Annotated in this window: 18 protein-coding genes; 9 read left to right on the forward strand and 9 right to left on the reverse strand. The window is 71.4% G+C overall.

Translation table 11 applies throughout. The annotated features are described in order from the left end of the window. Positions 1–34 precede the first annotated feature (34 nt). Entirely contained in the window at positions 35–2,128 is a 2,094-nt protein-coding gene (locus ACIRP2_RS18340) for a SpoIIE family protein phosphatase (protein WP_404251402.1), read from the reverse strand. Positions 2,129–2,323: 195 nt separating this feature from the next. Here ACIRP2_RS18340 and aspS point away from each other — a divergent pair, with 195 nt between their 5' ends. Continuing rightward, a complete protein-coding gene (gene aspS, locus ACIRP2_RS18345) occupies positions 2,324–4,108 on the forward strand; it encodes an aspartate--tRNA ligase (protein WP_404251404.1) in 1,785 nt (594 codons plus the stop codon). 173 nt (positions 4,109–4,281) lie between these two features. Here aspS and ACIRP2_RS18350 read toward each other — a convergent pair whose 3' ends face one another. Further along, entirely contained in the window at positions 4,282–4,698 is a 417-nt protein-coding gene (locus ACIRP2_RS18350) for an ATP-binding protein (RefSeq protein WP_404251406.1), read from the reverse strand. A 243-nt stretch (positions 4,699–4,941) separates the two neighbouring features. Here ACIRP2_RS18350 and ACIRP2_RS18355 point away from each other — a divergent pair, with 243 nt between their 5' ends. From ACIRP2_RS18355 to ACIRP2_RS18375, 5 genes are all read left to right on the forward strand, one after another. After that, positions 4,942–5,793, forward strand: a complete 852-nt coding sequence (locus ACIRP2_RS18355) for a helix-turn-helix domain-containing protein (RefSeq protein WP_404251408.1) — start codon at positions 4,942–4,944, stop codon at positions 5,791–5,793. Positions 5,794–5,801: 8 nt separating this feature from the next. Beyond that, positions 5,802–5,999 carry a DUF397 domain-containing protein gene (locus tag ACIRP2_RS18360; protein ID WP_404251410.1) on the forward strand — a complete coding sequence of 66 codons (198 nt, stop codon included), beginning with the start codon at positions 5,802–5,804 and terminating at the stop codon, positions 5,997–5,999. Between the two features lie 72 nt (positions 6,000–6,071). Then, complete coding sequence (locus tag ACIRP2_RS18365) at positions 6,072–6,989, forward strand: intradiol ring-cleavage dioxygenase (protein ID WP_404251412.1); 918 nt, start codon at positions 6,072–6,074, stop codon at positions 6,987–6,989. A 230-nt stretch (positions 6,990–7,219) separates the two neighbouring features. Further along, positions 7,220–8,047: a L,D-transpeptidase family protein gene (locus ACIRP2_RS18370; RefSeq protein WP_404251414.1), complete on the forward strand. Its 828-nt coding sequence runs from the start codon at positions 7,220–7,222 to the stop codon at positions 8,045–8,047. 67 nt (positions 8,048–8,114) lie between these two features. Beyond that, the gene (locus ACIRP2_RS18375) at positions 8,115–8,696 is read left to right on the forward strand and encodes a Uma2 family endonuclease (protein WP_404251416.1); all 582 of its coding nucleotides are present in this window, start codon (positions 8,115–8,117) and stop codon (positions 8,694–8,696) included. Positions 8,697–8,773: 77 nt separating this feature from the next. Here ACIRP2_RS18375 and metG read toward each other — a convergent pair whose 3' ends face one another. The 4 genes from metG to ACIRP2_RS18395 all read right to left on the reverse strand — a co-directional run bounded on the left by metG (position 8,774) and on the right by ACIRP2_RS18395 (position 15,424). Further along, positions 8,774–10,378, reverse strand: a complete 1,605-nt coding sequence (gene metG, locus ACIRP2_RS18380) for a methionine--tRNA ligase (protein WP_404251418.1) — start codon at positions 10,376–10,378, stop codon at positions 8,774–8,776. Between the two features lie 42 nt (positions 10,379–10,420). After that, positions 10,421–10,879 carry a DUF4913 domain-containing protein gene (locus tag ACIRP2_RS18385; RefSeq protein WP_404251420.1) on the reverse strand — a complete coding sequence of 153 codons (459 nt, stop codon included), beginning with the start codon at positions 10,877–10,879 and terminating at the stop codon, positions 10,421–10,423. Between the two features lie 161 nt (positions 10,880–11,040). Continuing rightward, a complete protein-coding gene (locus tag ACIRP2_RS18390; RefSeq protein ID WP_404251422.1) occupies positions 11,041–15,033 on the reverse strand; it encodes a tetratricopeptide repeat protein in 3,993 nt (1,330 codons plus the stop codon). A 61-nt stretch (positions 15,034–15,094) separates the two neighbouring features. Further along, entirely contained in the window at positions 15,095–15,424 is a 330-nt protein-coding gene (locus ACIRP2_RS18395) for a trypco2 family protein (protein WP_404251424.1), read from the reverse strand. 159 nt (positions 15,425–15,583) lie between these two features. On the opposite strand from ACIRP2_RS18395, the gene ACIRP2_RS18400 reads away from it, so the two are divergent. Beyond that, complete coding sequence (locus ACIRP2_RS18400) at positions 15,584–16,237, forward strand: response regulator transcription factor (RefSeq protein WP_376209250.1); 654 nt, start codon at positions 15,584–15,586, stop codon at positions 16,235–16,237. After that, positions 16,234–17,481, forward strand: a complete 1,248-nt coding sequence (locus tag ACIRP2_RS18405) for a sensor histidine kinase (protein ID WP_404251426.1) — start codon at positions 16,234–16,236, stop codon at positions 17,479–17,481. Before ACIRP2_RS18400 ends, ACIRP2_RS18405 begins: the two co-directional genes overlap by 4 nt. Here ACIRP2_RS18405 and ACIRP2_RS18410 read toward each other — a convergent pair. Further along, positions 17,415–19,217 (reverse strand): VWA domain-containing protein, encoded by a 1,803-nt coding sequence (locus ACIRP2_RS18410; RefSeq protein ID WP_404251428.1) that lies wholly within the window; start codon positions 19,215–19,217, stop codon positions 17,415–17,417. The genes ACIRP2_RS18405 and ACIRP2_RS18410 overlap by 67 nt on opposite strands. A gap of 458 nt (positions 19,218–19,675) precedes the next feature. On the opposite strand from ACIRP2_RS18410, the gene ACIRP2_RS18415 reads away from it, so the two are divergent. Further along, on the forward strand, positions 19,676–20,077 hold the full coding sequence (locus ACIRP2_RS18415) for an RNA-binding S4 domain-containing protein (RefSeq protein ID WP_404251430.1): 402 nt from the start codon (positions 19,676–19,678) through the stop codon (positions 20,075–20,077). A gap of 55 nt (positions 20,078–20,132) precedes the next feature. On the opposite strand, the gene ACIRP2_RS18420 is transcribed toward ACIRP2_RS18415, so the two are convergent. Both ACIRP2_RS18420 and ACIRP2_RS18425 read right to left on the reverse strand, forming a co-directional pair. Then, positions 20,133–22,091, reverse strand: coding sequence for an FUSC family protein (locus ACIRP2_RS18420; protein ID WP_404251432.1), 1,959 nt, complete (start codon positions 22,089–22,091; stop codon positions 20,133–20,135). Positions 22,092–22,113: 22 nt separating this feature from the next. Continuing rightward, positions 22,114–22,389: a DUF2630 family protein gene (locus ACIRP2_RS18425; protein ID WP_404251434.1), complete on the reverse strand. Its 276-nt coding sequence runs from the start codon at positions 22,387–22,389 to the stop codon at positions 22,114–22,116. Positions 22,390–22,403 lie beyond the last annotated feature (14 nt).

Genomic DNA, 22,403 nt, shown 5'->3' on the forward strand with positions numbered 1-22,403 from the left:
GTCCTCGCGCGAGCCCGGACGCGACGGGTCCGGCTCAGCCCTCCCCGTCCGGCCCCGACTCGTACAGCTCGAACCAGATCGACTTGCCCACCCCCTGCGGATCCACCCCCCAGGCGTCGGCGAGCATCTCCATCAGCACCAGCCCCCGCCCGCTGGAGGCCATCTCCCCGGGCCGCCGACGGTGCGGCAGCTCGTCGCTGGCGTCGGCCACCTCCACCCGCAGCCGCCGCTCCCCCGGCTCCCCCGTCGCCTCGGCGACCATCAGCGCGTCCCCGTCCGTGTGGACGAGCACATTGGTGGCCATCTCGGAGATCATCAGCACCGCCGCGTCGACCTGCTCCGGATCGGCCCAGTCGCGGAGCAGTTCCCGCAGATGACGCCGGGCCGCCGCGATCCGCTGCGGCTCCGCCTGCGCGATGGTCAGCGCCGTGCGCCGCGCGGTCTCCCTCGGCGATCCCCCGTCGCGTCGCAGCAGCAGCACCGCGACGTCGTCCTCCCGGCGGTCCGCCAGCGGCCCCGTCGTGTAGTGCGATGTCGGCCCGTGCACGGCCTGCACGAGGGCGTCGGCGAGCTTCTCCAGGTCGTCCGTGTGCTGTTCCAGGATCGGCCGCAGCCGGATCCAGCCGGTCGCCAGATCGTGGCCGCCGGTCTCGATCAGCCCGTCGGTGCAGAGCATGATCGTTTCTCCGGCCTCCAGGGTGATCCGGTTCGTCGGATAGTCGGTGTCCGCCTCGATGCCGAGCGGCAGCCCGCCCTCGGTCTGGCGGATCATCGCGGTCCCGTCGGCGGTCATCACCACCGGATCGGGATGACCGGCCCGCGCGATGTCGAGAACGCCGGTCTCCGGGTCGGCCTCCGCGTACAGACAGGTCGCGAAGCGCGGCCCCGTCCCCGCCCCGTCGTCGTACGCGTCGGTGAGGCCGGAGAGGAACCGGGACGCGCGGGAGAGCACCGCGTCCGGGCGATGCCCCTCGGAGGCGTACGCGCGCAGGGCGATCCGCAACTGACCCATCAGGCCCGCGGCACGCACGTCGTGGCCCTGGACGTCACCGATGACGAGTGCGACGCGGCCGTTGGGGAGGGGGATCAGGTCGTACCAGTCGCCGCCGACCTGGAGCCCGCCACCGGTCGGCACATAGCGGGCGGCGACCGTCATCCCCGGGATCTCGGGGCCGAGCGACGGCATCATCGAGCGCTGCAGCCCCAGCGACAGCTCGCGCTCCGTCTCGGCGACCCCGGCACGGGTCAGGGCCTGGGCGAGCATCCGGGCCACGGTCGTCAGTACGGCGCGCTCGTCCGGCGAGAACGACACCGGGTGCCGGAAGCCGGCCATCCAGGCGCCCATGGTCCGCCCTGCCACTATCAGCGGCAGAAAGGCCCAGGAGCGGCGTCCGAAGCGGCCGGCGAGCGGCCAGGTGGACGGGTAGCGGCGGCGGTACTCCTCGGGAGAGGGCAGGTAGATCGCCCGTCCCGTCCGTACGACCTCGGCGGCCGGATAGTCCGTCTCCAGCGGCATCTCGTTGAACGGGCCTTCGTCGCCCACGCTGTGCCCGTGGTGCCCGATGATCGTCAGCCGGTCGCCCGAGCTGCCGAAGACCGCCAGGCCGTCCGGCGAGAACCCGGGCATGGACAGTGAGGCGGCGACCCGCAGCACCTCCGCGGTCGACCGGGCCTCGGCCAGCGCCCGGCCCGCGTCCAGCAGGAACGCCTCGCGGGAGCGTCGCCAGTCCCCGGTGATGGGGGTGTGCGCCCCGGTGGTGCCTGGCTGCGGCTCGGCGACCTCCTGGAGCGTGCCGACCAGCACATAGGACGTGCTGCCGGGGGTCTCGGGCGGGAACGGCTTGGAACGGCTGCGCACGGTACGCAGCACCCGGCCGTGCTCGTCCACGATCCGCAGCCGGGCCTCGGCGAGGGTGCCCTCGGCGACCGCGAGATTCACCACTCCGTGGATCTCGTTCCAGTCGACCGGATGGAAACGGGAACGCACCGCGGACTCGCGGAAGACACCGGCTGCGGCGGGCAGCTCGAGCAGCCGGGCCGCCTCGGCATCGAGCGTGACGGTCCCGGCTGCGTTGTCCCAGCGCCACAGGCCTGTCGCGGTCGCGGCCAGGACGTCCTCGGTGCGCATTGCCCCACTTTAAGAAGATCTGCTCGGCAAACGCCACCGAGGACGGACGGCCGGGGCCCGCCGGGGCACGGTCCCGGCCGCCTGCCGCACCCCTCGATGATCTTGAAATGTCAATGTCAATGAATCGGTGCGGGTGCGAGCGGTAGCCTGGGGAGGCTGAATCCACCCCGAATCGCGAAGACTGGATGAACGAGAATGCATCGGTACAGGTCACACACCTGCGGCGAGCTCCGCGCCTCTGACGTCGGCACCGACGTCCGGCTGAGCGGCTGGCTGCACAATCGCCGAGACCTGGGCGGCATCCTCTTCATCGATCTGCGCGACCACTACGGTCTGGTGCAGCTCGTCGCCCGTCCCGGCACCCCCGGCAACGAGGCCCTGGCGAAGCTCACCAAGGAGACCGTCGTACGGATCGACGGCAAGGTCTCCGCGCGCGGCGCCGACAACGTGAACCCGGAGCTGCCGACCGGCGAGATCGAGATCGAGGTCACCGAGGTCGAGGTGCTGGGCGAGGCCGCCCCGCTGCCCTTCACGATCAACGCCGAGGACGGGGTCAACGAGGAGCGGCGCCTGGAGTACCGCTTCCTCGACCTGCGTCGTGAGCGCATGCACCGCAACATCATGCTGCGCTCGGCCGTCATCGCCTCCATCCGCGCCAAGATGGTGGCCCTCGGCTTCAACGAGATGGCGACCCCGATCCTCACCGCGACCTCTCCCGAGGGCGCCCGTGACTTCGTCGTCCCGTCCCGCCTGAACCCGGGCAAGTTCTACGCCCTGCCCCAGGCCCCGCAGCAGTTCAAGCAGCTGCTGATGATCTCCGGCTTCGACCGCTACTTCCAGATCGCGCCCTGCTTCCGCGACGAGGACGCCCGCGCCGACCGCTCGCCCGGCGAGTTCTACCAGCTCGACGTCGAGATGTCGTTCGTCGAGCAGGAGGACGTCTTCCAGCCGATCGAGAAGCTGATGACCGAGCTCTTCGAGGAGTTCGGCAACGGCCGCCACGTCACCTCGCCGTTCCCGCGCATCCCGTTCCGCGAGTCGATGCTGAAGTACGGCAACGACAAGCCGGACCTGCGCGCCCAGCTGGAACTGGTCGACATCTCCGACATCTTCGCCGACTCGGAGTTCAAGGCGTTCGCCGGCAAGCACGTCCGCGCCCTCCCGGTCCCGGACACCGCGGGCCAGTCCCGGAAGTTCTTCGACGGTCTCGGCGACTACGCCGTCCAGCACGGCGCCAAGGGCCTGGCCTGGGTCCGTGTCGGCGAGGACGGCGGCCTGACCGGCCCGATCGCCAAGTTCCTCACCGAGACCGACGTCAAGACCCTCACCGAGCGTCTGTCCCTCGTCCCCGGCCACGCGGTCTTCTTCGGCGCGGGCGAGTTCGACGAGGTCTCCAAGATCATGTCCGCCGTCCGCGTCGAGGCCGCCAAGCGCGCCGGCCACTTCGAGGAGGGTGTCTTCCGGTTCTGCTGGGTCGTCGACTTCCCGATGTACGAGAAGGACGAGGACACCGGAAAGATCGACTTCTCCCACAACCCCTTCTCGATGCCCCAGGGCGGCATGAAGGACCTGGAGGAGAAGGACCCCCTCGACATCCTCGCCTGGCAGTACGACATCGTCTGCAACGGCATCGAGCTGTCCTCCGGCGCCATCCGTAACCACGAGCCCGAGGTGATGCTCAAGGCCTTCGAGATCGCCGGTTACGACCGCGAGACCGTCGAGCACGAGTTCGCGGGCATGCTCCGCGCCTTCCGCCTCGGTGCCCCGCCGCACGGCGGTATCGCCCCGGGCGTCGACCGCATCGTGATGCTGCTGGCCGACGAGCCCAACATCCGCGAGACGATCGCCTTCCCGCTCAACGGCAACGCCCAGGACCTGATGATGGGCGCCCCGACCGAGCTGGACGAGTCCCGCCTGCGCGAGCTGAACATCCAGCTCCGCAAGCCGGCCGCGACGGCGAAGGACAAGGCGGAGAAGTAGCCACGCGCCGCTTGTCCCGGTTCCACGTGAAACAGCCCCTGGCCGCCCGGCCGGGGGCTGTTCGCTGGGCGCGCCCGCGCCCGGCAGGATGCGAGTCTCCGCTCGGCGAGGCCCGACTCGTCGGGCTGCAAGCAAAGTGGGATGACGGCCGAGCGCGATTCGAAAGGGACGCTCTAGGCGGCGAGTAGTTCGCACCAGACGAACTTGCCCGAGTCGCCGCCGCTGCCGAGTGGATACCAGCCCCACCCGTCCGTGCAATTGCGGATGAGGTCGAGGCCGCGTCCGCCTTCGGCTTCCGCGGAGGGGTGGAGCGGCGGCATCGGTGGGTTCGGGTCCGCGTCCCAGACCCCGATGCGCAGTACGCGGCGCGCCCAGCGCAGACGTAAGGCGGCCGGGCCCTTGGTGTGGCGTACCGCGTTGCCGACCAGTTCGCCGGCGACGAGTTCGGCGGTCTCGGAGAGGGGCAGCAGGTCGTGCAGGGTGAGGATCAGGCGCAGAGTGCGGCGGGAGACCGTGACCGCGCGGGGGTCGTGGGGGATGTGGAGGGTGTACTCCCAGGGCGCGTCGGTGCGCACAGGCGAGCTCGGCATACGAGAACTCCGTTTGGTGCGTGAGTGGTTGTGGGGCGCGGCGTTCTGCGGGCGGTGGCATGTCGTACCCGTCATGGCAGGGCGGGGCGGTGCGCTTCCGGGGTCCCGGCGTTTCGCAGCGTGTGCGACACGTCACCGAAGGTAGGGCGAAAGTTTTCGCCCGTGCAAGCCGTTGCGTAATCTGGCACCCGAACGGGTTGCTCCAACGAGGCCCACAGGCAATGCGGTTGGGGAGGGGTTTGCATGCCGGCGAGGAGTCAGCCGACCGCACGCCAGGTGCGCCTGGGCGCGGAGTTGCGCAAGCTGCGAGATGCGGCGGGCATGACGGCTCGGGAATTGGCAGGGCTTCTCGGAACGAACTCTGCTCAGATGAGCCAGATCGAGGCTGGGAACGCCGGTGTCAGTGAGGAGCGACTGAGAAGGCTCGCGGCCCACTGTGCCTGCGCCGACGAAGAGTTGATCGACGCGCTCGCGATGATGGTGACCGACCGTACTCGTGGCTGGTGGGAGGAGTACCAGGGCGTGCTCCCGCCCACGTTCCTGGATCTGTCGGAGCTGGAGCACCATGCCTCGTTCCGGCGCGATGTGGAGATCATCCATGTGCCGGGCCCGCTGCAGACCGAGGACTACGCCCGTGCGGTCTTCTCGTACATGTCCCCGGAGCTTCCCGAAGGTGCGCTCGAAGCCAGGGTGGCCCACAGGATGGGGCGGAGGGCCATCTTCGAGAGGGCTGCTCCAGTGAAGTACGAGGCGGTGATCCATGAGGCGGCGCTGCGCATCCGGGTCGGTGACCGCAGGGCCTCTCGTGCCCAGCTCGACCAGATCCTCGCCCTGTCCGAAGGAACGGGCGTGACGGTGAGGGTTGTTCCCTTCGATACTGATGGCTTCGCGGGTGCCGGGAGCGCGATGGTGTACGCCGGTGGGCCGGTGCCTCGATTGGACACGGTGGTGCGGGACGCGCCTCACGGCACCGCGTTCCTCGACGGCGAGTCTCAGCTCGACCGGTTTCGTGCGCTCTTCCGCAAGGTGGAAGCGGCGTCACTCGATCCCGGCACGTCGCGCGATTTCATTCACCGGATGGCCAAGGAACTGTGAGGCGGAGCATGTCCAACTCGATGACCTGGCAGAAGTCCTCGTTCTCCGGCGGCGGAGACGGAAACAGCTGCGTCGAACTCGCCGCCACCGACGGCCTCATACGGCTCCGTGAGAGTGACGACCCCGGCACGGAGCTGGCGGTCACCCCGGCCCAGCTGGGCCGGTTCCTGAGGGGTGTGAAGGGCGGGCGGCTCGGCGGGGCGTGACGTCCGGACCTCACAGCAACACACAGCTCATACCCACCTGATTCCCAACTTCCCTGCCTAGCCTCGGCGTTCATGACAGAGACTCAAGGGCCCGCACACAAGAAGGACATGTCCCGCCGTCGAGTGGTGCTCGCCGGAGGTGCGGTGATCGTGGCCGCCGGGATCGGGGCGGGCGCCGTTGCCAGTGCCTCGGCCGACGAGGACACGGCCGGTGCCGCGAAGTCCGGGGGCGGACACGGCGAGGCGTGTTACCGGCTCACTTCGGAGACCACCGAGGGGCCGTACTACATCGACGCCGACAAGTTCCGGAAGGACATCACCGAGGACAAGGAGGGCATCCCGCTCACCCTCCGGCTCAAGGTCATCGACTCCGACACCTGCAAGCCGGTCGCGCACGCGGCCGTCGACATCTGGCACTGCGACGCGCTCGGCATCTACTCGGGCTACGAGGCGATGAGCTCCGGCGGACCGGGGGGACCCGGCGGTCCCGGCGACGGGGGCACCCCTCCGACCGATGCCCCCACCGGCCCGCCGCCGTCCGGCGGCCCCGGCGGCGGGGGCGGCGGACACAGTGAGCCCACCGACGACGAGCGGTACCTGAGAGGCACCCAGCTCACCGACAAGCACGGGTACGTGGAGTTCAAGACGATCTTCCCGGGCTGGTACCAGGGGCGCTGCGTGCACATCCACACCAAGGTGCACGTCGGCGGGAAGATGACCGACGGCGGGTACGAGGGCGGGCACACCTGCCACACGGGGCAGTTCTTCTTCGCGGAGTCGGCGGTCCTCGACTCGGCGAAGATCGAGCCGTACTCGACCAGCACCACCGCCCGTACCACCCTCACCGAGGACACCATCTACGACGGGAGCGGGGTCACCGGCGGGCTGCTGAAGCTCTCTTACCGCAAGCGCCACATGGCGCGCGGCGTCGTCGGTTCGATCACGATGGGCGTCGACCCGGACGAGACGCACGACGGCACGGACCTCTGACGGGACCTCAGCAGCCTGCTCTCCCCCCACGGAGACGAAGGGCCCGGAACCCGCGCGGGCGACCAGCGGTTCCGGGTCCTTCGCAGGGGCGCGTCCTGCGAGCGGTACCGCCGTATGGCCCTCGTGCGGATTCGCGCTCGCGGGTGGCGGCGTTAACTGGATGCGGCGGGACGAAGCGTGACGGGGAGCCCGCCCGAACAGCCTGCGCCCACGACCGCTGAGGAGTACCCGTGTCCGTGTACCGTCCGTCGGCCGCCCGGCGTCCCCCGTACGCCGTCCGCGCCGGGACCTGCGTCGCCGCGACCCTGCTGCTGCTCACCGCCTGCGACAACACCTCCGAGACCGACATCGCCACCCGCAAGGTCCGGGCGTCCGCCACGGCTTCCGCCGGTGTCGGAGGGCCGCAGGCCGACGGGACGCGGCGAAAGGCCGCCCCCGCTCCGGCGGCCCCGCGCCTCCGTCCCCGGGAGATTCCCGCCCTGGGGCCGCAGACGCGGGCCGAGATCCCGGAGGACTCCCGGCAGGCGCTCGTCGTCACCGGCGATTTCTACAATTCCAGCCTGTCCACCGCGGTCCTCTACACCCGTGACGATCCCGCCGGGGGCTGGCGCGCGGCCACGGACCGCTGGCCGGCCCGCAACGCCCTGAACGGCTGGACGGACGAGCACTGGGAGGACGACCTCCGCACCCCGGTCGGGGTCTACGGGCTGACGGCCGCGGGCGGCCTGCTCGAACCCCCGGGCACCATGTTCCCGTACAACCAGAGCCCGTCGTTCGCCGTGAGCGGCGAGGGGTTCGACGGGGAGTCCCTCGAAGGCTCCTTCAACTATGTCGTCGCCGTCGACTACAACCGGACCCCGGGCACCTCCCCCCTGGACCCGGAGCGTCCGCTGGGCAAGGAACGGGGCGGCGGCATCTGGATCCATGCGGACCACGGCGGCCCGACCCAGGGCTGCGTCTCCCTCCCCGAGAACCGGATGAGGGAACTGCTCCGCCTTCTCGACCCCCAGAAGAAGCCGGTCGTCGTGATGGGGGACGTGGAGGCGCTGGAGCAGTGAACCGGGTACGGGCCGGGTGGGGCGCCCGTACGCTGGACGCAGCCCGGGTTTCCTTCAGGAGGCAGTGATGAGTGTGGTTGAGGAGAGTGTGCTGACCCAGGAGGTCTTCGAGGACCTCGCCCGTCACGCCATACGTGCCGACGAAGCGCTGCGTCTGGAGTTCGTGAACGGGAAACTGGGGGTCAAGGCGGTGCCGGACGGGGACCACGGGCGGATCATCGAGTGGCTGACGCGGCTCTGCATGCAGGCCGATCCGGGGCGTTGGCTCTATGCCGAGCAGGGGCTCCGGATCGAGACGTACCGTAAGGGCAATGCACGCCCGGACGGTGTGCTCACCCACAGCGGTGCGTTCGTCGGCCAGGGAGAGTGGGCCAGTCCCGACGGCGTGCTGATGGTCGTCGAGGTCACCTCGTACGACGAGGACACCGACCGCCGGGACCGTGTCGAGAAGCCGCGTGCGTACGCCGAGACCGGCATTCCCGTCTATCTGCTCATCGACCGCGACACCTGCGAGGTCAAGGTGCACTCGCAGCCCGACGGCGTGCGGTACGAGCACGTGGTGACGGTGCCGTACGGGAAGTCCGTGGAACTCCCGGACCCCGTGGGCATCGCACTGGACACCGAGCCGCTGAAGAACTGGGTCCGCTGACCCGGAAGCGGCGGAGCAGCGGAAAGGGCCGGAACCCGAGTCGTGCGGTTCCGGCCCTTCCCCGTGCGTACGTCCGGTTACGCCGGCTTCTCCTCCAGGCGGGGGAACAGCACCGCGCCCTTCGTCACCGTCGAACCCGCCGGGAGCCGGCCCCAGCTGCCCGCGTCCTGTACGCGCTGGTCGGACAGCGCGCCCAGGGACGCCTCGGCGCCGAGGGAGTCCCACAGCTTCTGCGAGGTCTCCGGCATCACGGCGTTCAGCAGGACCGCGACACCGCGCAGCGACTCGGCGGCCGTGTAGAGGATCGTCGCGAGGCGGGCCTGGCCCTCGGGGGAGGTGTCCTTGGCGACCTTCCAGGGCTCCTGCTCCGTGATGTAGCCGTTGACCTGCTTCACGAAGTCGAAGATCGCCAGGATGCCGGCCTGGAAGTCCAGCTCCTCGCCGATCTTCTCGTCGGCCGTGGCGACGGCCTTCGCCAGCCCCTCCTGGACAGCCTTCTCGGCATCACCCGCGGCAGTGGCTTCGGGGAGCGCCCCGCCGAAGTACTTGCCGACCATGGCGGCGACGCGCGAGGCGAGGTTGCCGTAGTCGTTGGCGAGCTCGGAGGTGTAGCGGGCGGAGAAGTCCTCCCAGGAGAACGAGCCGTCGCTGCCGAACGCGATGGCGCGCAGGAAGTACCAGCGGTACGCGTCCACGCCGAAGTGCGAGGTCAGGTCCTGCGGCTTGATGCCGGTCAGGTTCGACTTCGACATCTTCTCGCCGCCGACCATCAGCCAGCCGTTGGCCGCGACCCGGCCCGGGAGCGGCAGCCCCTGCGCCATCAGCATCGCGGGCCAGATCACCGCGTGGAAGCGGAGGATGTCCTTGCCGACCAGGTGGACGTCGGCGGGGAAGGTCCCGTCGAACTTCTCCTGGTTGGCGCCGTAGCCGACCGCCGTGGCGTAGTTCAGCAGGGCGTCGACCCACACGTAGATGACGTGCTTCTCGTCCCACGGCACCGGGACGCCCCAGTCGAACGTCGAGCGGGAGATGGAGAGGTCCTGCAGGCCCTGCTTGACGAAGTTCACGACCTCGTTGCGGGCCGACTCGGGCTGGATGAAGCCGGGGTTGTCGGCGTAGAACTCCATCAGCTTCGGGCCGTAGGCGCTCAGCTTGAAGAAGTAGTTCTCCTCCTTGAGGATCTCCACCGGCTTCTTGTGGATCGGGCACAGCTTGACGCCGTTCTCGTCCTCGATGAGGTCGCCGGGGAGCTTGTACTCCTCGCAGCCCACGCAGTACGGGCCCTCGTACCCGCCCTTGTAGATCTCGCCCTTGTCGTACAGGTCCTGCACGAACTCCTGCACCCGGTCGGTGTGGCGCTTCTCCGTCGTACGGATGAAGTCGTCGTTCGCGATGTTCAGGTGCTCCCAGAGGGGCTTCCACGCCTCCTCGACGAGCTTGTCGCACCAGGCCTGCGGGGTGACGTTGTTCGCCTCGGCCGTGCGCATGATCTTCTGACCGTGCTCGTCCGTGCCGGTGAGGTACCACACCTTCTCGCCGCGCTGGCGGTGCCAGCGCGTGAGCACGTCGCCTGCGACGGTCGTGTAGGCGTGGCCCAGGTGAGGAGCGTCGTTGACGTAGTAAATGGGGGTCGAGACGTAGTACGCCGTCGCCCCCTGCTTCTCGGATCCAGTGGCCGCCATGGTCGAAATCCTAACGGCCAGCGGAAGATCGACTCACACCGATTACGGCCGGCCGCCCCCGGACCAGGGAAGGAAGGGGTCCTCGACGAAGGCCGAGAAGGCGGGGAGATCCATCACTCCGGCCGGGACGGGGGCGAGCGGGAAGGCGGTGCCGTCGACATGGCCGGTGCGGCAGCTCCTGAAGGGGCCGGTCACCGGGTGCAGCAGCACGGCCATGTGAGGGTCCAGGTGGTGCAGCCACCAGTGCGACAGGCCGAGCCCCGAGTCGTGCCGTAGGTACTCGAAGGCGCGCCACAGCACGCTGAGTCTGGCGACGACTTCCGGATGCTTCCACCAGGAAGGGCACCAGGCACCCACCGCGGTGACGTCGCGGTCCAGGAGGACCGGCGCGAGGTATTCGGCGACGAACGCCTCCAGGGTCGGGAAGACCAGTGCGGCCTGCTGTTCCTGACGGGTGACGTCGTCGGCGTCGAAGGAGTCGTAAGGGTTCTCGGTGGTCATCGTCGCTCGCTCCTCGTCGGTCACTTCTTCGCCGGCCGCTGCTCGGCGGTTGTTCCCCCGAGGGTGTCTCCCGAGGCCGTTCGCGGAGGCCGTTTCTCAACGGCATGTCTTGTTCTGTGCGGCACGTCCCGTCCTGCGCGGCGCTTCTCGGCGGGGGTGGCTCATGCGGCGTGGCGGCGGCGGACGGCTTCGGACTCCGCGACGCGGCCCAGTCGCAGCAGGAGCCCGGCCACCAGACTGCTCGCCTCCCGCTGCGACGTGACGTAAAGGTCCGGGGCGTCGCGGGCCAGGTGCCGGTACAGCGCGAGCGACTCGCGGGCCGGAGCGAGAACCTCGGTAGTGGCGTGCCAGCCGCCCCGGAGCGTGCCGCGGTCCAGGATCCGGGCCTGTTCCAGGAGGTGCCAGGCCAGATCGCCGAGTTCGCCGGCACCCTCCGCGAGGGCGGCCCGGCTGAGGGCGACCGCGCGTCGGGAGTGGGCCAGCGCCTCGGTGTACGCCCCCGTCCGCGCGTATGCCGAAGCGAGAGCGGTGTGGTCGGTGGCACGGTGGGCGGCCGGTCGGGCGTCGGCCCGCGCGGCCGTTTCCAGGAGCCGCAGCCCGGTGCGCACCGCTGCCCGATGGCGGCCCGCGCCGCTCTGGGCTTTGCGGAGGCGGGCGAGCGCGAGGAGAAGCGCGTCGCGCGCCGTCTCGTCGCCCCGGTCGCGGAGGATGCCGTCGTACAACGCGACGGCCTCTTCGAGGAGGGGGATCGCCCGACGCACGGCCGGCGGATCCTCACCGAGGTCGCTCAGGCACCGGGCGAGCGGCTCGGCCCAGGTGCCGGGGTCCGTCCGGTACCTGGGGCGCAGCAGGAGCAGTGTCTCCCGCAGCAGGATGCGCTGAGCCCTGCACCCGCCGTGCCGGTCGTAGGTGTGGGCGAGTTCCGTGAGGGCGTGGATCAGTTCCTGTTCGCGTGCGTCGTGCTTCTTCGGCACACCGGTGGCCTCCCGGACGAGCACCCGCCGCAGGGCGACGCATTCGCACAGCGCCGTGATCGCCTCCGGGTATCTGCCGAGGCGTGACAGGGTCCAGCCCAGATCGGACAGGGTGTGCGCGGTGCGTACCCGTTCCGGGCCGAGGGGGTTCGGGATGAGGCGGAGCAGGGCCAGGGCGCGTGACGTGTGGTCCAGGGCTTCGGTCCATCGCCCCTCGGCCCGCAGCAGGTACGAGATGCGGACCAAGGTGTCGGCCAGTGCGGAGCGCCGGTTCCGCCGCGGTGCCGCGGCGAGCAGTTCCTCGCGCAGGGCGGCGGCCCTGCGGGCGGTCTCCAGCGCCGCGCTCCGGTCGCCCAGGTCCTCGTGCAGGAAGCTGAGATTGTGCAGGACCTCCGCGAACCCTGCTTTGTGGACGGCGGGGCGCTCGGCCACCAGCGGTTCGAGGATGCCCACGGCCTCGTCCGCCATGGCCATGGCCTCGGCCGGCCGGCCCGCCGCGGTGTAGGTGACGAAGAGGGAGTGCAGCGAGTGCGCCAGGCGTGTCGCGTAGCCGTCATGGTTGGTCGCGGCCAGCTGCCGCAGCAGGGCCACCGACTGTTCGTCGGCGGCGATGGCCCGGTCGTACTCCTTGTCGTGCCAGTGCCCGACGCCCAGATCGCCCAGGCTGTAGGCCAGCAGGTCCTGATGCCTTCCCGGCTGCTCCTCGTTCAGCCGCTCGCTCTCCTCGCCCGCCCTGCGGCTGTGCTCGTCCGACTCCTCCCGCCGGTCCATGCGCCACAGGACGGAGGCCACCTGGCGTTCCGACTGGATGAGGTCGCGCCGATGCGGCGCCGGGTCCTGGGCGGTGAGCCGCTGCCGCAGGTGGAGCGCCTGGTGGGCGGCCCGGGACTGGCCCTCCAGGTCGTCGTCGGTCAGGGCGGTCGCGTACAGGTAGAGCGCGTGGGCCAGCTCGGCCTCGTGGTCGCCCGGCTCGGCGGTGACCGGGCCGAGGCACAGTTCCACGGCCTTGCTGCCGGCCGCCAAAGCGGTCCGCTCGTCCGCCATGCCGAGGCTGCGTGTGGCCAGATTGCGGTACGCCCACGCCAGCACCGTCGCGGGCGTGCCGGGCTCGGTGGCGTACCGGTCCATGAGCGTCCGCGCGATCCGCAGGGCCAGCGGGGCCAGCACCTGGGAGCGGTCGGGCAGCGCGGCGGCGCACGCCCGGAGCACCGGCGCGCCGACCCGTACCTCGTCCAGGGTGCTGTTGAGCTGGGCCAGGAGCTGCTCCGCCATGGTGGAGCGGCCCGCGTTGGCATGGCCGACCACCGCCCGGGTGAGCAGGTCCAGGGTGCGGATCTGCTGTTCCGGGGAACCGTCCCGGAACAGTGCGGTCAGCAGGCCGTCCGTTTCGACGAGGGTGCGGCTCGCGTGGTACTCGGCGATCCGGTCCGGGTGCAGCTGGCCCCAGTAGAGGGTGCTCTGCGGGGACGGGTACAGGGAGCGCAGCCACTCGGCGGCGCGCGTGTGCAGAGCGGGCGGTATGCCCGGGATCCGGCCGACCGTGGCCGCCGCCTCCGCCGGGCCGGACGCGCCGCACAGGGTCGCGGCGGTGACGGCCCGGGACAGCTCCGCCTCGCCGAGCGGGATGCCCACGGCGGCGGCGGACCGTACCCAGTAGCGCTTCTCGTGTCTCAGGAGCGCCATCGGCAGGGGCTCGGTGACGGGGGCGGACCGTGCGTGGTCGTGCCGCAGCAGGGCCAGCAGGGCGCTCATCTGGATGGTGAGCGCCGCCTCGAAGACGGGCCGGTCCGTCGCGGGCGGCGGGATCACCGATCGGGCCACCGACGGCCAGTCCACGCCGTGGTGGTCCGGTACCTGCCCCAGCAGTTCCGCCAGATCCTTCGCCGCCTGCACGAACGCGGAGTCACGGTCGACGAGCGAGTCGTCCAGGGCCGGCAGCAGGGTGAACGGGGCGAGGTCCAGGAGTTCGTGCACCGCGGCGGGGGCGTCCCGCGCCTCCGTCTTCCAGGTACCGATCGAACGGGACAGCAGCAGGATCCGCACGGGATGGACGCACTCCAGCGACTGGCGGAGCAGCTCCCGTATGAGATTCGGCCGGGACTCGGCATAGTCGACGACGAGCACGGCGGAGTGCTGGAGCCGGGCGAACCCGCCGAGGTGCGGGAGCAGTGCCGCGGCGGTGTCCGGCAGCTCGCTCCGGACGAAACCGGCGGCCCAGCCGTGCGAGCGCATCGTGGTCACCAGCCACCGGGCGAGCCGGGTCTTGCCCTGGCCGCCGGGTGCCACCAGGACCTGCACGGCGAGCTGCCGGCCCGGCGCCTCGCACCAGGCACGGAGCTCCTCGCGCTGGTCCGTCCGGCCGCGGAACGACACGGCCTCGACATCGGCGCGCAGCAGCGTCGCGGGGGAGACGAGGGCGCGTTGCGGGGGTGCGGGCGAGAGCAGGGCGGCCAGGTCCGCGGCCTCGGTCTCGGGGCGCAGGCCGGTGTGGGCGGTGAGCGTACGGACGAAGGCGCCGTCCCGCAGCAGCTCATGGCTACGGGTGGCGGACAGCCGGGCGCCGGTGCGGGCTCCCCGGTCGTGCCGTACCACTCCCAGCAGCAGCGGGCCGCTGAACACCGCGGCGCCCGACATCCCGGACCACGGGGACGGGCCGTCGGGCGGCGGGCCGCCGCCGGGGCCGCCGAACGCGGAGGCCGTTCCCAGCAGCTCGTAGCGACCCTTGGCCCTGCCCGTCAGCGGGTTGACGGTGGCCGACAGCTGCTCGACGGCGCTGCCGGAGGCGTCGCGCTGCATCCGGGGGTAGCCGACGCAGGAGACGGTGTGGCCGGCGGTGTCGGTGACCAGCCGTCCCCAGCGCTGGATGCGGAAGTCCCCCGACCCGTGCGAGCAGGCGGGCGGCCGCCAGTCGCCCGCGGTGATGTGGAGCAGCGCTGCGTCGACCGTGTCGTCGAGCCGGGACCAGACGGGTGGCGCGGGCCACTCGGTGAAGGGCGGCGGGCCGGGGGTGTCCGCCCGAGCGGCGTGGGCCGAGGGGACGGCGACCAGGGGGTCGGCGTCCTCGGCCAGCAGGTGTGCGGCTGTCAGCACCAGCCGGGGTGCCACCAGATAGCCCGAGCCGGTGCGGGTACGTCCGTCACGATGGCGGACATGGATGCGGACCACACGGTGTTCGTCCACGGCACCCCCCCGTACGTCTCGTCCGGCATGCCCGGCGCGGCCCGCCCGGAATCCGGGCCGCCTACTCCCAGTCGCCGATCTGTACGTCCCCGCCGCCGGGCCGCTCCGGCTTCAGCGTCAGGCTCACCCGCTGCACCGACCTTCGGCCGCTCTCCTGACGGGCCTTCGCGTCGGCGATCCCGAACCTGAGACCGCCACCGCCCTCCCGGGTCCGCATCAGCTCCAGTTCGAAGTCGACGGTGATCTGCTCCACACCGAAACGGACCTCTGAACGCCGGGCCCTGCGCTGCGACTCGGCCACCTGGGAGCGCAACAGATCGAGGGCGTCCGCCAGGTCGAGCCAGTCGTCGCCGTCTGTGGAACCGGTCACCGTACGCCCCCGTTCATACATGGGTTCAACACCTTAAGTACGTAACGCGGTTGAGGCCAGAGTTGGTTCCGGGAGCCCGGTGACGGGGTGTGCGGAGACCTTTGCGAAACATCCCTTCCCGTAGCAAAGACGCATCCTGGGAGGGAGTGGACACGCATGCACGAGGCAAGGGACATCACGATGCGGGTACTGGTCGCCGAGGACGAGGAGATCCTGGCGGAGCTGGTCGCCACCGGGCTGCGGCGGGCGGGGTTCGCCGTCGACACGGTGTACAGCGGTGACGCCGCCCTCGCCTACCTGGGACTGCACGACTACGATGTCGTCGTTCTCGACCGCGACCTGCCACGGGTGCACGGCGACGACGTGGCACGTGGGCTGGTCGCCTCCGGGTCCCGGACCAGGATTCTGATGCTCACCGCCGCCGTGTCCATGGAGGACCGGGTCGCGGGGCTCGATCTCGGCGCGGACGACTATCTGGGCAAGCCGTTCGAGTTCCCCGAGCTGGTGTCGCGGGTACGGGCGCTGCGGCGGCGCAGCGCCCGCCCCGTACCGCCGCAGCTGGAGCGGCACGGCATCCGGCTCGACACCGTACGGCGCACCGCTTCCCGGGAGGGGCGGGAGCTGGACCTCTCGCCGAAGGAGTTCTCGGTGCTCCAGCTGCTGCTGGAGGCCGACGGCGGGACCGTCAGCGCGGAGGAGTTGCTGGAGCGGGCCTGGGACGCCAACGCCGATCCGTTCACCGGTGCCGTCCGCGTCTGCATGAGCAAGCTGCGCGGCAAGCTCGGGGAACCGGCCCTGATCCGTACGGTGCAGGGCGTGGGGTACGCCCTGTGAAGCGCCCGTCACGCCTCCCGCGCGTCCTGCGCGCCGCTCGCGTCCCGCACGTCCAGCACTCGACGATCCGGACCCGGATCGCGCTCGTGTACGGCGGGGTGTTCCTGGTGCTCGGGACGGCACTGCTCGCCACCGTCAACCTCGCCTCGCGCGCGGGCACGGACTCCCAGGCGCGCGCCATCGCCCGCACGGCCGCGGTCGTCCAGCCCGGATACGCGGTGAACGGCCCCCTCATCACCCGGCGCAGACTCGGACCGCCCACCGTCTACGACCTCACGGACCACGTCAGCGACGCGGCCGGTCACCAACTGCTCATCTGGTCCGCGGCCTCGCTGCTGGTCATGACGGCCTGCGCGGTCGGCGTGGGGTGGTGGACGGCGGGCCGGGTGCTGCGGCCCGTCCACGCCATGACCGCCAAGGCGCGCCGGCTGTCCGAGCACACCCTGCACGAACGGATCGCGTCCAGTGGCCCCGACGACGAGCTGAAGGAGCTCGGCGACACGCTCGACGCGCTGCTGGCCCGGCTGGAGAAGGCGTTCGACAGCCAGCGCCGGTTCATCGCCAACGCCTCCCACGAACTGCGGACACCGCTCGCCACCCAGAGGGCGGCGATCCAGATCGGCCTGGACGACCCGTCCCCCGACGATCTCGTGCGGACCCGGCAGACGCTCCTGGACAACAACCGGCGCAGCGAACGGCTCATCGAGGGGCTGCTGGTCCTGGCGCGCAGCGAGCGCGGGCTGGCGACGGGCGAGCGGGAGGCGGTGGATTTCGCTCAGGTGGTGGTGGAGGAGACGGCCCGGCACCCGGGGGTGAAGGCCGACGCCGGGCCCTGCGCGGTGCGGGGGAACCGGATGCTGCTCGCCCAGCTGGTGGCGAATCTGCTGGCCAACGCCGTCACGTACAACGTGCCGGACGGGGCGGTGGAGGTGTCCCTGGTGACGGCCGGGGACGGGGCGCTGCTGGAGGTGCGCAACACCGGGCCGGTGGTGGACGCGGCCGACATCCCCGGGCTGTTCGAGCCGTTCCGGCGGGGTGAGGGCAAGGACCGGATGGGGCCGGGCTCGGGCCTCGGTCTTTCGATCGTACGTTCTATCGCGGTGGCCCACGGCGGTACGGTCACGGCGGTGCCGGGCCCCGAGGGCGGGCTCGCCGTGACCGTACGCCTGCCGGCGGATCAGCTCTCGGTGGCCGCTTCGCGGTCCGCGATCCAGGCGGGGAGGGCGGCGAGGACCTCGCGGTAGAACGTGGTGTCCGCGATCTCGCGGGGTGCGGGACCCGCGTGGAAGAACCCGGCGTTCGGGACGTCCAGCTTCCGCAGGAAGTCGAAGCCCTTCGCGTCCTCCTCGCCGAACGCGACGAACTGGAAGAACAGCGGCAGCCGCGCGGCATCGGCGAGCGCCTGCTTGGCGGCCTGCTTGGCGTCCGGCGGGCCGTCCGTCTGGAAGATCACCAGAGCCGGACCGGTCGCTTCCGACTTCTCGTAGTGCGCGACCACCTCTTCGACGGCGCGGTGGTAGTTCGTACGGCCCAGGCGGCCCAGGCCCGCGTTCATTTCGTCGATCCGGCCCTCGTGGGCGGCGAGGTCGACCGTGCCGGTGCCGTCGATGTCCGTCGAGAAGAAGACGACGGGGACGGTGCCGCTCTCGTCCAGGTGCGCGGCCAGGGCCACGGTGCGGTCGCCCAGGTGCTGGGCGCTGCCGTCCTTGTAGAACGGCCGCATGGAGCCGGAGCGGTCGAGGACCAGGTAGACGGTGGCACGCAGCCCGGTCAGCCCGTGCTCCTTCAGCCCGCCCTGGGCGGCCTTGTACGAGTCGACGAGCCCGGGGGCACGGGACTTGACCCGCGCGAGCGGGAGGGCGGGCTTGCCGGCGGCGTCCGGTGCGCTCTCGGTGGCCGGTGCGGCTTCGGTGGCCGGTGCCGGTGCCGATTCGGGGGCCGCCTCGGATGCCGCTTCCGGTGCTGCTTCGGAGGTTGTGTCGGCTGCGGGGGCGGGCGCGGGCTCCGGTTCCGTTTCGGGCTCCGGTTCGGGCGTGGTGTCGGCTGCGGGCGCGGGCTCCGGCTCCTCCTCGGGCTCCGGGTCCATCTCGATGGTGATCGGGGCGGACTCGGCCGGGGCCCCGGCGGCGACGGGCTCGGGCGTGGCGTCAGCGGCTACGGGCTCAGGCTTCGGCTCGGCTTCGCGCCCGGGCGTCGTCTCGGCCTCCGCGACGGAGGGCGTGGCCTCCGGTTCCGTGACCTCGGCCGCGGCGGTCTCCGGTGCCGTGACCTCGGCCTCGACGGCCTCCGGTGCCGTGACCTCGGTCTTCGGCTTCTCCGATTCCTCGGTGACCGGCTGTGCGGCTTCGGTCTCGTCGGCCTTCGCGTCCGCCGATTCGGCCGCGGCGGGCTCCGGTTCCGCGGCGGTCTCCGGCTCCGTGACCCCGGCCTCGACGGCCTCCGGTTCGGCGGCGGCCTCCGGTGCCGTGACCTCGGTCTTCGGCTTCTCCGATTCCTCGGTGACCGGCTGTGCGGCTTCGGTCTCGTCGGCCTTCGCGTCCACCGATTCGGCCGCGGCGGCCTCCGGTTCCGCGGCGGTCTCCGGTGCCGTGACCTCGGCCTCGACGACCTCCGGTTCGGTGACCGTGGTCTCCGCCGGCTCCACCGGCTTCGACTTCGGGGCGGAGCCCTGTGCCGGGACCGTGGGGAGGGACGCCTTGTCGAAGGCCGCCGCCACCAGGTCCGACGCCAGGCCGCTGTCGCCGATGGTGGACCGGGGGGAAGCGGGGGCCGGTACCGAAGCCTTGGTGACCGGGGCGGTTTCGCGCACCGAGGCGGTCTCCGCAGCCGGCTCGTCCACCGTGGCCGCGACCGGCTCCGACTCCGCGGACGCGGTGCGTTCGGTCTGGGGCGGGACCGTGGCCGTCGGCGCCGGCGCCGACGCGTCCTGCTCCGCGCGGTCGCGGCCGAACACCTTGCGCAGCAAGCTCCGAATGCCCATGGGCGAGGCCTTTCGCGTGAGTTGGGTGCGATGAATGTCCGACCTGCGGGATTCATCCCTGGCCAGGACGGATACGTAAGGTTAGCGGCCGGATCCGGCCGTTCGGTGGCGCGGCCCGCCCGTGGGACAACTGTGCCGCAACCGAGCTCGGGCCAAGTCCTGCGCATGCCTTGCAGACCTGACGTACTGCGATCGCATGGGCCTGTTCGGTCCAGGGTCGCCTTGTTGGTGCGAGTGGCCGATGTGTCTGACAAGCGGTCAGTCACATCGTTGTTCCGCCTCGCGTACGTGCTCGGGGGCGTGCGAGCGTGAGACGGGCAGCCGTAACTCGGGTGAGGACATCGGCGACTTCGACCGATCCCGACCCGGCCTGATCCCGACCCGACCCGGCCCGGCCCGGTCCCGACCCGGCCCGGTCCGGCCTGACCCGACGCGTGCGTCGCACTAGAGTCGGTTGCATGGTTTCCGGTGAGGCGCCGCAGGCGGAGGGAAGCGTTCGGGTCGACGTCTGGATCTGGTCGGTCCGGCTGACGAAGACCCGTTCGCAGGCCGCTGCCGCCTGCCGTGCGGGTCATGTGAAGGTCGGCGGCGAGCGCGCCAAGCCCGCCCAGACACTGCGTGTCGGCGACGAGGTGCGGCTCCGGCACGCGGGCCGGGACCGGATCGTCGTCGTGTCGAAGCTCGTCAAGAAGAGGGTCGGCCCTCCGGTGGCGGCGGAGTGCTTCGTGGACAACAGCCCGCCCCCGCCGCCGCGCGAGGCGGCGATCCAGGTTCCGGTACGGGACCGGGGCGCGGGGCGGCCGACGAAGCGGGACCGACGGGAGATGGAACGGCTGCGGGGATCGGGCCCGACGGCTTGACGGCCGGCACCGCGAGGGCACGAGGGGCTCGCGACGTCGGCGACCGCGGCTACGGCTACGGCTGCGGTGACGCGATGGCGCGTGCCGCCGCGACCTCCCGGCGCAGCGGAGCCAGTACCCCCTCCTCGTCGCCGCGCAGTTCGGCGCGCACGCCGATCAGGACCTCGCTCGCACGTATGCCGTCCGCGAGCTCCCGCAACTGCCGCTGGACCTCGGCGACCTCCGCGGCGGGTGGCTCCGGTGCTCCGTGGTCGACGCGGACCCGGGCGGCCGTCGTCGCGTCCACGATGCGTTCGACCGCGACGACCAGGGGCCACCACGCGGCGGCCCGGGTGCCGACCGGGGGCGGCTCCGTCAGGGCACGTTGGAATTCGGAACGCACGACCGACAGATCGCGATAGATACGACGCCTGGCCCGCACCCGTTCCGCCCGGTCGCCCGAGCCACCGGGTCCGAACGCGCACGCCACGTAGTCGGCGATGTCCGTGACCGCGTCCGCCAGCCGGTGCCCGACCCGGACGTGCCAGCTCTCCGGCCACAGCAGATATCCCGCCACCAGCACGATGGCGCAGCCGATCAGACTGTCCAGGAAGCGCGGCCAGACCAGGTGGAAGCCCTGGTGGTTCAGCAGGTCGGACAGGAGCAGGATGACCGGGGTGATGGCCGCAGTCTGGAAGGCGTACCCCTTCGCCGTGAGCGTAGGGATCAGCGCCGCGAGCACCACCATCACCGGCACGTCCCACCAGCCGATCGGCACCGCGGCGAGCACCGGTGCGGCGATCACGAGACCGGCCGCCGTGCCCACCGAGCGCAGCACGGCGCGCGAGAACACCGAGCCGAAGTCCGGTTTGAGGACGAACGTGACGGTCAGCGCCACCCAGTAGGAGCGCGGCACCGGGATCAGCGAGGTCAGTGCCTGCGCCAGACCGATGCAGAGGGCGAGGCGCAGCCCGTACCGCCAGGAGGCCCCGGAGAGCAGCACGTCGCGGGTCGTCCGCCGGATCCGCACCCCGAGCGCGGCGGGGCGGCCGAGCCGGTCGTCGACGTTGTAGGGATCGGGGTCGGCCTTGTGCACGACGACCGCCGCGTGCCGCAGTGCGCCGTCGACCGCCCTGGTCGCGGGCGAGTCCGGGGCGGGCAGGGCGAGTTCGGCACCGCCGGTGCGGCTCTCCTCGACGGCGGCTGCCAGTTCATGTACCGCCGCCGGGATCTCGTCCGGGAGCGGGCGCCGCCGGACATGTACCGCGGACGCCGCCTCGACGAGCGGGATGACGGCATTGAGCTGCGCGAGCAGCCGTACCCCGGCGTTGCTGCGGCCGTGGTACCGGGCCCGGCGGGCCAGGATCAGGTCGTACGAGGTGTTGAGGGACTGGGTGACGGCCTGCCGCTGCTCCTCGTACGCGTCGGTGCCCGCGGCGGCGAGCATGTCGGCGACCGCGAGGTAGGTGCCCGCGACCGCGACCCGTTCCGGCAGTTTCCCCCGCAGCGGCCACGCCAGCAGAGTCATGGTGAGGACGAACAGTCCGCCGACCGTCAGCAGCAGCGGTGCCACCCACCAGGGGTTCGGCATCGGGAGTCCGGCACCGACGACCGCGTTGAGCAGGAGCAGCAGCCCGGACACGGAGGCGACGGCGCCGATCGTCGACATCATTCCGGAGACCAGACCGACGAGGGACAGCGCGGCGACGGCCACCCAGCCGGCCCCGTACACCAGCGTGCCGAGCATGATGCCGAGCGCGCCGAAGAGCTGCGGCACGGCGATGTTGAGGATGCGCATCCGGTACGCGTCGGCGGTGTCGCCGATGACGCCGGAGAGCGCGCCCATGGAGACGAGCGCGCCGTACGCGGGCCGGTCCAGCGCGAAGCCGACGGCCAGCGGTGCGGCCAGGGCGATGGAGGCGCGGACGACCGCGGCCCGGGCGATGGGGGTGGACGGCTGGGGGCGAAGTCCGCTGAGGAGCCAGGGAGGTGGGGCGGTACGCCTGCGTCCGGAACCGGCCTCCGTGTCGGTCAACGCGTCCCCCTGTGTCGTTCGGTCAGCCCTGGTAGCCCTCGACCTCGGCGGCCGGCCGGACCTTCGCCGCGGACGGGTCCTCGCCGAACTCGCTGAGGGCGCGGCGCTGTCGCAGCAGGTCCCAGCACTGGTCGAGCCGCACCTCCACCGTACGCAGGCGGATCCGTTCGTCCGCGGTGAGGCCCGATTCCCGGTCGGAGCGGTTGCGCAGGTCCCGTTCCTCGGAGATGAGTCCGCCGATGTTGTCGATGATGTCGCGCTCGATCTCGCGCTCGATCTCGCGTTCCCGGTCGTCCATGACGCCTCCTTCGG

Origin of the sequence: Streptomyces sp. NPDC101194 (assembly GCF_044767885.1) — a bacterium.
Taxonomy (GTDB): Bacteria; Actinomycetota; Actinomycetes; order Streptomycetales; family Streptomycetaceae; genus Streptomyces.